This is a genomic window from Pontibacillus sp. HN14 (assembly GCF_021129245.1).
Classification (GTDB): Bacteria; Bacillota; Bacilli; order Bacillales; family BH030062; genus Pontibacillus.
The window spans coordinates 1-11,936 of sequence record NZ_JAJOLR010000007.1 but is presented as its reverse complement, the minus strand read 5'-3'; the positions used below and the strand labels follow the sequence as shown (position 1 = coordinate 11,936).

General features: G+C 40.0%; 14 protein-coding genes and 1 other RNA gene. 11 read left to right on the top strand and 4 right to left on the bottom strand.

Annotation, left to right across the window (positions count from 1 at the left end):
* The first annotated feature begins 105 nt into the window (after positions 1 to 105).
* From LQ226_RS17730 to LQ226_RS17715, 4 genes are all read left to right on the top strand, one after another.
* Positions 106 to 546: an Rrf2 family transcriptional regulator gene (locus tag LQ226_RS17730; RefSeq protein ID WP_231419391.1), complete on the top strand. Its 441-nt coding sequence runs from the start codon at positions 106 to 108 to the stop codon at positions 544 to 546.
* Between the two features lie 190 nt (positions 547 to 736).
* Positions 737 to 2,050 carry a lysine N(6)-hydroxylase/L-ornithine N(5)-oxygenase family protein gene (locus tag LQ226_RS17725; protein ID WP_231419390.1) on the top strand — a complete coding sequence of 438 codons (1,314 nt, stop codon included), beginning with the start codon at positions 737 to 739 and terminating at the stop codon, positions 2,048 to 2,050.
* 78 nt (positions 2,051 to 2,128) lie between these two features.
* Positions 2,129 to 2,641, top strand: coding sequence for a type 1 glutamine amidotransferase domain-containing protein (locus tag LQ226_RS17720; RefSeq protein WP_255688828.1), 513 nt, complete (start codon positions 2,129 to 2,131; stop codon positions 2,639 to 2,641).
* A 91-nt stretch (positions 2,642 to 2,732) separates the two neighbouring features.
* Positions 2,733 to 3,491, top strand: a complete 759-nt coding sequence (locus tag LQ226_RS17715) for a DUF3891 family protein (RefSeq protein WP_231419389.1) — start codon at positions 2,733 to 2,735, stop codon at positions 3,489 to 3,491.
* A gap of 4 nt (positions 3,492 to 3,495) precedes the next feature.
* Here the strand turns inward: LQ226_RS17715 and LQ226_RS17710 are convergent, their stop codons facing one another.
* From LQ226_RS17710 to LQ226_RS17695, 4 genes are all read right to left on the bottom strand, one after another.
* On the bottom strand, positions 3,496 to 4,080 hold the full coding sequence (locus LQ226_RS17710) for a DUF421 domain-containing protein (protein WP_231419388.1): 585 nt from the start codon (positions 4,078 to 4,080) through the stop codon (positions 3,496 to 3,498).
* A gap of 84 nt (positions 4,081 to 4,164) precedes the next feature.
* The gene (locus LQ226_RS21215) at positions 4,165 to 5,256 is read right to left on the bottom strand and encodes a L,D-transpeptidase (RefSeq protein WP_231419387.1); all 1,092 of its coding nucleotides are present in this window, start codon (positions 5,254 to 5,256) and stop codon (positions 4,165 to 4,167) included.
* A 33-nt stretch (positions 5,257 to 5,289) separates the two neighbouring features.
* Positions 5,290 to 6,579, bottom strand: a complete 1,290-nt coding sequence (locus tag LQ226_RS17700) for a glycoside hydrolase family 18 protein (RefSeq protein WP_231419386.1) — start codon at positions 6,577 to 6,579, stop codon at positions 5,290 to 5,292.
* Positions 6,580 to 6,651: 72 nt separating this feature from the next.
* A complete protein-coding gene (locus LQ226_RS17695) occupies positions 6,652 to 7,188 on the bottom strand; it encodes a cysteine hydrolase family protein (protein WP_370635534.1) in 537 nt (178 codons plus the stop codon).
* Positions 7,189 to 7,259: 71 nt separating this feature from the next.
* Between LQ226_RS17695 and tadA the strand changes: the two genes are divergently transcribed.
* The 7 genes from tadA to LQ226_RS17660 all read left to right on the top strand — a co-directional run bounded on the left by tadA (position 7,260) and on the right by LQ226_RS17660 (position 11,465).
* Positions 7,260 to 7,739: a tRNA adenosine(34) deaminase TadA gene (tadA, locus tag LQ226_RS17690; RefSeq protein WP_231419384.1), complete on the top strand. Its 480-nt coding sequence runs from the start codon at positions 7,260 to 7,262 to the stop codon at positions 7,737 to 7,739.
* 107 nt (positions 7,740 to 7,846) lie between these two features.
* Positions 7,847 to 8,112, top strand: an RNA gene (gene ffs / locus LQ226_RS17685) — signal recognition particle sRNA large type.
* Positions 8,113 to 8,268: 156 nt separating this feature from the next.
* Complete coding sequence (dnaX, locus tag LQ226_RS17680; protein WP_231419383.1) at positions 8,269 to 9,969, top strand: DNA polymerase III subunit gamma/tau; 1,701 nt, start codon at positions 8,269 to 8,271, stop codon at positions 9,967 to 9,969.
* A gap of 13 nt (positions 9,970 to 9,982) precedes the next feature.
* A complete protein-coding gene (locus LQ226_RS17675; protein WP_036780665.1) occupies positions 9,983 to 10,297 on the top strand; it encodes a YbaB/EbfC family nucleoid-associated protein in 315 nt (104 codons plus the stop codon).
* An 11-nt stretch (positions 10,298 to 10,308) separates the two neighbouring features.
* Positions 10,309 to 10,905, top strand: a complete 597-nt coding sequence (gene recR / locus LQ226_RS17670; protein ID WP_036780666.1) for a recombination mediator RecR — start codon at positions 10,309 to 10,311, stop codon at positions 10,903 to 10,905.
* 13 nt (positions 10,906 to 10,918) lie between these two features.
* Positions 10,919 to 11,134, top strand: coding sequence for a YaaL family protein (locus tag LQ226_RS17665; protein ID WP_231419382.1), 216 nt, complete (start codon positions 10,919 to 10,921; stop codon positions 11,132 to 11,134).
* 67 nt (positions 11,135 to 11,201) lie between these two features.
* The gene (locus tag LQ226_RS17660) at positions 11,202 to 11,465 is read left to right on the top strand and encodes a pro-sigmaK processing inhibitor BofA family protein (protein ID WP_231419381.1); all 264 of its coding nucleotides are present in this window, start codon (positions 11,202 to 11,204) and stop codon (positions 11,463 to 11,465) included.
* The last annotated feature ends 471 nt before the right edge of the window (positions 11,466 to 11,936 follow it).

Sequence of the window (11,936 nt, the reverse complement as noted above, 5' to 3'; positions counted from 1 at the left end):
GCAGTAATGGACGTTTTAGGGTAATCATTATTATAGTTCGTTAGGAAGGAAATTCTTTGTTATAATAATATAATAAAAACTGACGGCTATAAAGGAGCAAAATGTATGCGTCTAAAAAAGTACACAGATTACTCTTTGCGCGTCCTCGTATACGTAGGTTCTAAAGAGCAAGATCATTTATCTTCAATAAAAGAGATTTCTCAAGCATTTGGAATCTCCCAGAACCACTTAAGTAAGGTGGTTTTTCATCTTGGGAAACTTGAACTTATACAAACGATTAGGGGACGATCAGGTGGAATTAAACTTTTAGAACCTCCTGAAAATATTAATCTTGGAGAGGTCATTCGAAAAATGGAAAATGACTTTGTTCTTATAGATTATGGTCAAAAAGAGTCACAAGAGGAAGTTTTAAAACCATCTGATCAGTTAAAGTATGCTCTAGAAGAAGCTTTGCAGTCCTTCTTCTTTGTTTTAAATCAGTATACTTTAAAGGATCTCTTACAAGAAAATGATGAAGCGACTAAAATACTACACCTTGAAAAATAGGTGATAGGGTCACAGAGGAGAGGTTATATGTTCTGCATATAACCCAGATCTTCCCGTCTTTTTCCCTGGATCTACTTGAACCATACATATAGCGAAAGAGTAACCTGGCTAGTCTAAGGTTACTCTTTTGTTTTATTTTCCTGAAATTGAGGGAAAATGAAGAGGACTCTGTATAAAAGGTGGATAAAGTATGTCTAATCAAATATATGATGTAATCGGCGTAGGAATAGGCCCATTTAATCTCGGGTTGGCAGCTCTTATAGAGCCGCTAGAAGATGTAAATGGTCTTTTCTTTGAACAGACAGAGCAATTGCAATGGCATCCTGGAATGTTAATTAAAGGAACAAATCTACAAGTTCCTTTTCTTGCTGATTTAGTTACATTTGCAGATCCTACAAGCAACTACTCGTTTGTTAATTATTTACATAAACAAAATCGGTTGTACCCCTTCTTTTTCTTTCAAGAGCTTCAGGCTCCAAGAGAAGAGTACAATGAGTACTTACAATGGGTGGCGGATCAGTTAAACCATCTACGCTTTGGAGAAAAGGTCGTAGACGTTGAGGAAAAAAGGGAAGAGGATGAACGTTTCTTCACAGTAACCGTGAGAAATCGTGATGGAGAAGAAGTCTATTATAATACAAAACATATTGTGATGGGGACAGGTAGTAAGCCGCTTGTTCTAAAGGGGATGGAGGATCTCCCAGAAGATGACGTTGTTCATACAAGTCGCTATTTATATAAGAAAGAAGAGCTTGTAAAAGGAGAAAAGATTACGGTTATCGGATCTGGGCAAAGCGCTGCAGAGATTGTTGAGGATCTGCTAGTAGAACAAGGCCATTATGGTTTTGAGATAACCTGGCTCACACGTTCACCCGGCCTCTTTCAGCTAGATACGGCGAAGTTGCCTCAGGAATTCTTCTCGCCGGACTATGTCACTTACTTTCATTCATTAACATACGAACAACGAAAGGACACACTCTCTGACCTTGATTCCTTACAAAATGGGGTGGATCCTTCTACTCTAAGTAATATATATAACTGGTTATATCATCGTTCTATCGGTTCTAAAGAGAACAAAGTTACCATTCAACCCCTAACGGAGGTAAGTGGTATACAACAAGCTGAAGAAGGGTACACCCTTGAGTGTCACCAATGGCAAGCGGATGAAACATTTTCTTATTCTACCGATAAAGTGGTCTTAGCTACTGGTTATAAACCGAATATCCCTGCATGGTTTACTAAACGATTCGCCAAAGATGTTATTTATGAAGATGAGAAACTGTTTAAAGTCGGTCGAAATTGTGAAATTAAATTTCAAGAAGAACGTCCAAATAAGATCTTTACCACTACAAATATTAGTCACTCTCATGGTACGGGCGCGAACAATTTAGGTCTCTCAGTAAATCGAAATATCAAAATGGTCAATACCATTGCAGGTAGAACGGTATACCCTGAGGGAGAAGGAGCTATATTTCAGCAGTTTCAAATGAAAGAAAAGGATTGAAGCCGCCTGTAGTGTTTAAACAAGAGGACAAAGGGAATTAAAGGAAATGTAATCAAAATTGAAGGAGAGGATATCATCATGAGTAAAATTGCATGTGTCATTACAGAACTTTTTGAAGATGTTGAATACACAGATCCAGCTAAAGCTTTTAAAGAAGCTGGCCATGAAGTTGTAACGATTGAAAAGCAAAAAGGCAATACAGTGACAGGGAAGCAAGGGAATGAATCTGTAACGATTGATCAGAGCATTGATGATGTGAAACCAGAAGATTTTGATGCGTTATTTATTCCTGGAGGTTTCTCCCCTGACCAGCTACGTGCAGATGAACGTTTTGTTCATTTTGCCAAGCACTTTATGGATGAGAAGAAGCCGGTCTTTGCCATCTGTCATGGTCCTCAGCTGTTAATTACAGCTAAATCATTAGAAGGGCGAACGGCAACAGGTTTTACGTCTATAGCGGTTGATATGGAATATGCAGGCGTTACGTACAAAGACGAAGAAGTCGTGGTTTGTGGCAATCAACTAGTAACAAGCCGCCAGCCAGATGATATACCGGCATTTAACCGAGAAGCACTGAAGCTTTTGGGCTAATGTAGCCACTTTAAAGATAGACTTCATAAAAAATCCTGCAACTGTAAAGGTTGCAGGATTTTATCTTGTTATAGAAAAAGGGGGAGGAACCATGATTGTTGTAAAAAATGATGATTCCATAATGATGTTTAATCAACATCATCATGCGTTAGTGTCAGGTGTGATGGCAAGAAAATGGAACAAGGAGTACAAAACCAAAGGTGGATATGAGGATGAGGTTGAATACGCTATTATGAATCACGATCGGGCGTGGGTGCCGTTGGATCAGAAACCACGGTGGAATACGGAACAACACCTGCCCTATTCCTTTATTGATTATCCTGAGGAAGAGAAAGTAGCAGCTTATCAAGAAGGGGTTAATGAAATTGAGAAAACTTCGTCCTATGCTGCCCTTTTATGTAGTTTACATTACGCTTCTTTCTATCATAATGACGATACAACTTCAAAATCGGTAAAACAGTTTTTACATAATGAAAGTAGGAGGCGAGAGGCCATTCTTTCTTCTCTGCCTGTAGAACCCGTTCGCCTATATGATCATCTCGATCTCCTTCAATTTTGCGATAATCTTTCTCTTTATTGTTGTATGAATTCACCAGGTGTGAAAAAGGAAAACGAATTATCCTGGTTTCGTAGCGGGTTCCCGCAGAAATTCTCCTTTGCTCCAGAAGGGGTGGAGGCCGAATGGGTTGATTCTACACAAATCCGCATCCGTCCATTTCCGTTTGAAGATGCTTTCACACTCTCTATTCCTTTTAAGTGTATCAGTCCTTCCGTTTCTGGTGATCAACTTTTGAAAGCTTATCATTCAGCTGATTGGCAAGAGAGAACTGTGACATTTATAGAAGGATAAGGGGCTATTTGAGTTTTGGATCAGAATGCAATTCCTTTTGGTTGGTCATTTCTTCAAATATATTTGTACTGGATTGATTAGAAGTATTCGGAACTTCCTTTAGCATAGAAGGGTGGATGAGTCGCTTGAACTCTCCAATTGTCAGGGGCTTTTCTTCTTCCTTTAATTCGTACCCGAGTTGCCCGTTTGGCTCAATTGTGGCCGTCTTCAGCGAAGAAAGACTAGTAATGCCTTGTTGTCGTACAAGCATCTCTAATTGGTCCACCGACAATCGTAACTTTCGAAGTTCGGCCGTCTGTAGTTGACTGTTCTGAATGACAATGCGTGATTTGCCGGTAATCCATTTCTCGAACCCATTAAATTTGAGTTGTAAGAACTCAAATAGAATAAGCATTAAGACAAATACGGAAGCAGCTACAATGGTGCGCCATATACTTGTTTCGATTATGGGTTGAATAATAATGGATCCAATTGAAATCATTATAACCGTTTGAGCTAAAGACATTTGAGAAATTGATTTTCTGCCGGCAAATCTTAATAAGCAAACGCCTGCGGTTATCATAAGAATGGACTTTAAAATAACGATCATTCATGACACTCCTTTCTGCACATATAGGTTGTGACAAAGGAGTGTTTTTTAGTACGGGTTTAGGTGAAACACACTTTTAAAAATTTAATGTCTCCACATAAACGATTGGCTCGACTCTTCATCTGCCGACTTGAGGAGCGTATGAGCTGGGTAAGGTGGAAGGCCATTTTGAAATACAGGAGGGTCCGGGGATTCGTGACGAACAATAAATGGTGTTCCAAGTGGGATGTATTTATATATTCGTTCAATATCTTCATTAAACATACGAATGCAACCGTTGCTTTCTTTTAGGCCAATGCTAGTGGGCTCATTTGTTCCATGTATGGCTATGTTATGTTGCAACACTAATCCCCTTGTTCCATAAACCCCATCCCCTCCGTTAGGTTTCACGATCCTTCCTTGTACATAACCTTCTTGAAAAGGTAAGGGAGGGCCGCTTCCGACAGGATAAACCGCCATAGTGTTTCCGTCAGAGGTTTCAACAGATAATTGATTTCCTTCTGGATAAAAGACCAGGATTAGAGTTGGGATTGCTTTCTTTACTGAAGCGGAAGACAGGCCAAGCGTGATGTTATCCCCCGCTTTACTATAGGAAAAGGTAGCAGGGGCAACTGATAGATAGTTATTAGGATAATCTTGAATTAAATCTTTAATGAAAGAGGGGTATGTTCCATGATCCTTCTGATAGCTAGATAAGGCTGTTTGGACTGTAGCTAAGGCGAGTTCCCCTTGGGTAGGTGAGGCAGGAGTCTCAATGGGAAGAGTGGGTCGATGGAATACGTTTTGTTCATAGTAGTGTTGTTCTATTGCGACTTCTTGGTACAAAGTGTGATGGAGGATGAAGTAGGTAAGTAGAAAGCCGATTAAGAATAGGAGACATAACAACACGATATACCAAATGAAGGATGGGACAGCTCTCTCTTTATTGGAAGTTATAATAGGGACAGATGAGGGGCGGATTGCCCTCATTGCCCCCAGGTGCCCAAGCTGAGCTGCCTTCTTTAACCTGGCCTTATACGCTTTGTGATCTCCGCTACTCATTGCTTCATTTGCATATTCAACCCACTTATCCGCGTCATAAGGACGATAATGCAAGTACTTCCTTAAATAGCCGGGATCATGCTTTGAGAGAAATATATTAGGCTTTACTTCAACGAGAACTTCGGAAGACTTCACAAACTGTTTTCCCCCTTCTTCCTTTCTGTTTTTTTAGGAACGTTTAACAACGTCGAATTGATTCTCAAGCAGTTCCCAGTTTTGGGGGAATGGAAGCCCCAACTTCCAATAGCTTACGCCTTTCAAACCAAGTTCTTTTACGAGGTCGAATTTAGCTTGTATGGATCTCGCATCCTCAAACCAAACTTCATGTTTTTTCCCATCCGCATCTTTATACGTATAGAAAGGGGCCTTGGCTTCTTCGTCAAATTGAATTTCCACATTATTTTCTCGTGCCCTACGAATTGCTTTTTGAGGAGAAAGTGCCTCGGCTGGTTCATTACCTTTTTTATATGGGAGAGTCCAGTCATAACCATATAGGTTCTGGCCAAGAAAGATCTTTTCAGCTGGCATGACGCTTAAAGCGTACTCTACTACGTTTCTGACGGGTTCAATAGGTGAAACAGGCATAGGCGGTCCACCGCTATACCCCCATTCATATGTCATGAGGACGACGAAATCGGCAATCTCACCGTGCGCTTTGTAATCATGTGCGCTATACCAAGCTCCTGTTTGCTCAGCACTTTTTTTAGGAGCGAGCGCTGTAGACATTTGAAGTCCTTCAGCTGAAAGGCGTTTTTTGGCTTTTCGCAAAAAGGAGTTGTAGTCTTCCCTCGTATCAGGAGGAAGAAATTCAAAATCAAAATGAACATCGCCGAACCCTTTTTCCTTTGCCGTCTTGATTATATTATCAAGAAGTTTATCTTGTAGTGTGGCGTCTGTCACAATAAGGCGTCCTAATTCTTTACTGAAACCACCTTCTTCAATGTTATTTACGACTAGCATCATTTCAACATTGTTTTGTTTTGCTATTGAAAAATAATCATTTAGAGGAGGTTCTACCAATGACCCATCGCGGTTAATTTCATAACTAAACGGTGCCAGGTAGGATAGTGATTTAGCATGCTCTCTCACATAGTCCTCTAACTCTTTGGATACTTGATCACCATAGGTTTCTGCATACCCATTAAAAGCTGCTTTTACTTTGGGTTGTGGTGGAATATATAGACGTAAATTTAGAGGAAGAGGTTGATCAACCGGTATGTTATTGATATTAGCCAGCTCCTGGGCTGTTAGACCGTACTGCTTGGCAATAGAATATAGAGAATCCCCTTTTTGTACAAAATAATACTCACCCCGGTCTGGGATGACTAAGGCTTGACCGATGACCAGATCATTAGGCGCATCCAATTCATTTGCTTTAACGATTTCCTCCATTGAAACACTGTACTGATTTGCAATACTATAGAGACTTTCACCTGAAGACACGACATGAATTTGCACACCATTGCCCCCTTCTTTGTAAATGCTTAACTAATTAAGACATATGTAGAAAGGGGCTGAAGTATGATTGGATCATGTTTTACGAATAGGAGAAACATCAGCTTTTAAAACGTTTTTCATCATTTTTAAAGCATAAATGTTATCCTCAGGATCATTAGATGCGATGCAATCAGAGGGAACGTGTAATGTGTATTCACGCATATAAGCGTCGTTTGCTGTAAATAACACACAAATGTTGCCTGCAATACCGCTTATGATAAGGTGGTCTACTTTTAACTCCACAAGCAAAGCTTGAAGAGCTGTTTGGTGGAAAGCAGAGTGTTTCGGTTTAATAAGGAAGTAATCTGATTGTGCGGGTATAATCTGATTAAGAAATGTATGGTTTTGCTCATTTCTACATTTATCTACAATCCTGTCTAGGTCTGCTTGCCAAAGTTTATAATGATCATTTATGTAGATAATAGGAAGGTTGTGCTTGTTTGCATAGGATTTTAATCGTAAAATGTTCGGTAGCATAGAATGGCATTCATTTAGCAATGTTGATCCATGTTGGAATTGAAAATCGTTAATCAAATCAATGAAGAGAATAGCAGTTCTTTTGGTCTTCATCATGTAACCTCCCTTTTACTGTTATTCTTTCTAGAGTGATAAGAATTAAACAAGTAAAGTGAAGTGATAATATGAATGACATAACATTTATGGAAATGGCTATTCAAGAAGCGGAGAAAGCGGCACAAAAAGGCGAGGTGCCTATTGGTGCTGTCATCGTAAAAGACGGCGAGGTCATCGCGACAGGACACAATGTTCGTGAAACAGAGCAATTAGCCTCTTCTCATGCCGAATTCATTGCCATTGAACGTGCAAATCGGGTAGTAGGGAGTTGGAGGTTAGAAGAATGCACGCTATATGTAACCTTAGAACCATGCCCGATGTGTGCTGGGGCCATATTGCAATCTAGAATACCTCGTGTTATCTTTGGGGCATACGATCAAAAAGCTGGTTGTGTAGGTTCTCTCATGAATCTGTTGCAAGATGATCGCTTTAATCATACGTGTGAAGTGGTTGCCGAAGTGAAGCAATCTGAGTGTAGCAGCCTTCTCACTGATTTTTTTCGCCAATTAAGGGAGAGAAAGAAGAGGGCTAAACGGGATTTACAATAACTTACAGAACAGAAGCTTTAATTTCGTTTGCATTTTAAAGAAAAAATAGATATACTATTTATTGCGCACTTACTAGAGGCGCAATGAACAAATTGATAACAAGTTTGCCGTGCTAAGCGGGAAGGTAGCGGTGTCCTGTACTCGCAATCCGCTATAGCGAGGCCGAATTCCCACCCAAGGTGGGGCGGTTTCAAGGTCTGCCTTGAGGGATTGGTGTTGACACCCGGGTCCCGCACAATGGGAACCCGTAAATCCTGTCAGGTCCGGAAGGAAGCAGCAGTAAGCGGTCATTCCCGTGTGTTGCGGGACAGCCCGGGTCGAGCCATGAACTCAAGTAACGCTTGGGGCCGCCTCATCGACGGTGGGTGCACGGCGCCAATACATAAACACAACTCACCTGACTTAAGGTGAGTTTTTTATTATAAAAAAACTACTTCTAAATAGGTGGTAACGAGAGGGAAATAACTTTTGAAATGCCCCTCTAGATTTAGGTATAATGAGGAAGAAACCATAAAGGAGATTGGGAACAATGAGTTATCAGGCTTTATACCGGGTATGGCGTCCGAAAAACTTTTCTGATGTCGTTGGACAAACACACATAACACGTACTCTGCAAAATGCGACTGTCCAGAATAAGTTTTCCCACGCTTATTTGTTCTCAGGACCCCGTGGGACAGGGAAGACCAGTGCTGCAAAAATCTTTGCTAAAGCTGTAAACTGTGAGCGTTCTCCTGTGAAAGAGCCATGCAACGAATGCTCAGCGTGTTTAGGTATACAAGATGGTTCCATATCAGATGTTATAGAAATTGATGCAGCATCTAATAATGGAGTGGAACAAATTCGTGATATACGAGATAAGGTGAAGTATGCACCAAGTTCTGTCCCTTATAAAGTGTATATTGTCGATGAAGTTCACATGCTTTCTATCGGGGCATTTAATGCTTTATTAAAAACATTAGAAGAGCCTCCTAAACATGTCATATTTATATTAGCAACAACGGAACCTCATAAAATCCCTCTCACTATTATTTCAAGGTGTCAGCGTTTTGACTTTAAACGAATTTCACAAGGAGCACTTGTGGAACGGATGGAGTATATTGTTGACCGAGAGCAAATAGGTGTAACGAGGGAAGCCTTAGAAGCTGTAGCTCTTTCCGCTGAAGGTGGAATGCGAGATGCTCTTAGCTTATTGGACCAAGCCATCTCCTATAGTGAAGACCAGGTAGCCATTGATGATGTGCTAGCTGTCACTGGATCTGTATCGCAGCAAAAGTTAGCTACGATCGTCGAAACATTACAGAGAAATGAAGTAAAAGAGACGTTGCAACATGTGGACTCGCTTATTCAAGAAGGGAAAGACCCGGGACGCTTTATTTTTGATCTTATCTACTATTTACGGGATCTTCTTCTTTATCAAAGTGCCCCTGGGCTTGAAGATATCCTGGAACGAGCTATCCCTGATGAAGCATTTAAGCAGTTGAGTTCTTCGATTACAGCAGACTGGATTCAGCAGACCATATCAGTACTGAACCAGTGTCAGCAGGAGATGAAATGGACGAATAGCCCAAAGGTATTCATTGAAATAGCTATGTTGAACATATGTGAGATTCAAGGGATACCTAAACTAGCAGCCCAATCTTCTTCAGTTGAACCAGAGTCTGTGCAGAAACTGCAACAACAAGTAGAAGCTTTAGAAAAACGGTTAGCCACTATTCAACAACAGCCGGCAGCGGCAGCTACTTCTGCTCAAGAACAAAAACGACCACAACAACGTGCAAATCGTAAGAACTCGTACAAAATTCCGTTTGAACGCATACGGCATGTTATGAACGAGGCTTCAAAACAAGACTTACAAACCATTAAAAATCAGTGGGCTAGTTTTATGGACTCTCTAAGACAGACAAGTCCTCCTGCCCATGCTAGGTTGATGAACAGTACACCAAGAGCTGCATCTGACAATGCGATTGTCCTATCCTTTAAATATGAAATTCATTGTTCACTTGCTCTTGAGAACCAAGCTATTATCCAACAGCAATTGGCTGAGTTTATGGGGAAAGAAATTACCATTATTCCAATCCCTGAAACGAATTGGCAAGAGTTGCGTGAAGAATATGTACAGAAACAACGCCAACAAGATCAGCCGGAAGAGGAATCTCAACAGGAGGATCCACTTATTGCAGAAGCGCGTAAGTTAGTTGGCGATGAGTTATTAGATATTCAAGAAGACTAAAGGAGGTATTGCCATGAAAGGTAATATGAATAATATGATGAAACAAATGCAGAAGATGCAAAAGAAAATGATGAAAGCTCAAGAGGAACTACATGAGATGAGTTTTGAAGCTACTGCTGGCGGTGGAGTTGTTAAGGTTGTAGCCAATGGTAAGAAAGAAATTACAGATGTAGAGATTCAAGAAGACGTAGTAGACCCAGACGATGTAGATATGCTACAAGACTTAATCCTTGCAGCAACGAACGATGTGTTAAAACAAGTAGATGATAAAACAAACGATACAATGGGACAATTCACTAAAGGAATGAATATGCCTGGAATGTTCTAGGGGGAATTGAGATGTATTATCCGGAACCCATTTCCAAATTGATCGATAGTTTTACGAAATTGCCAGGGATTGGGCCCAAGACGGCTGCGCGCCTGGCTTTTTTCGTATTGGAAATGCAAGAAGATGATGTTTTAGATTTTGCCAAAGCATTAGTAAGTGCAAAAAGGGAATTAACCCATTGCTCTACATGCGGTCATATTACAGACCAAGATCCATGCGCTATTTGTCAGGATGAACAACGGGATTCAAGTGTCATCTGTGTCGTCCAGGATCCGAAAGATGTTATAGCGATGGAGAAAATGAAAGAGTTTAGTGGTAGATACCACGTACTGAATGGAGCCATCTCTCCAATGGACGGTATAGGACCTGAAGATATAAATATATCTAGTCTGATTAACCGTCTTCAGGATGAAGGAGTACAGGAACTCATTATTGCGACGAATCCTAATATTGAAGGAGAAGCTACAGCTATGTACATTTCACGCTTAGTCAAACCAGCTGGTATACGGACTACAAGAATTGCTCATGGATTACCTGTGGGTGGAGACCTTGAATATGCGGATGAAGTAACATTATCTAAAGCGTTAGAAGGTAGAAGAGAACTGTAAAAGAGGAGACACCATGTTCAGACGCAAAAAGTTTAAGAAAGAAGAATATGATAGACAGCTTCTCGATGAAATACAACGTCTCAAGCAGGAATGGGAGTCTCTTGAGCGAATAATGGAGCATAGTATCGATGCGAGTGAAAAGGGACTTATGGATTTACGTTTAGTAGAAGCGAAATATTTCTATTTATTAAAAGAAGCAAGACAACGAAAAATAAGAGCTAATCACTAATGAAAGTGTCATTTCCTCCTTATGCAGGTCATACATTTAATGTAGGACAGGCAAAGGGGGTTTTTTCTTGAATACAACAGTTATTGTGATAAGTATTGTAGTCATGATCGGTGTGTTGTTAATAGCGGGTGCTCCGTTAAAGCCTTTGCGTTATTTAGGGAATGGAGCAATTAAGGTTGTAATCGGAGTTTTATTCTTATTCTTCTTTAATGTATTTGGTGCTTCATTAGGAGTTCATATTCCGATTAATGTTTTTACAGCGATGATATCAGGATTCTTGGGACTTCCTGGCTTAGCTTCACTAGCTGCTATTCAATTATTTGTTGTGTAATAGCAAATCATACTAATACAAGAAAAACCCGCATAAAGCGGGTTTTTCTTGTGTTTATGTACTTTTTTAATAAAAAAACCAAAAAAATATAGGAAAACCATTGCGTTCGTAAATACACCATGGTATATTTATTTATGTCGCATTGAGAGCGGCAAAACAAAACAACATTTTCGAAGCAAGCGAACTTCTAATTATACTAGAAAAAGCTTTTCAATTCTATAAAAGAAATTCGGAAATGAGGTTGAAAAAGAGATCAAAAAAACTTCAAAAAAGTTATTGACTCAAAAACAACCACATGTTAAGATAATTAAGTCGCTGTTAAAAAGCGCACTAAACAATGAAACATTTGATCTTTGAAAACTGAACGAAACAACATGTAACGTCAATGTCTTTAAATTGATTTTTAAAGCCAGTAATCATTTATTTTGATGCTAGGCAGACTCACATTTTATGGAGAGTTTGATCTTGGCT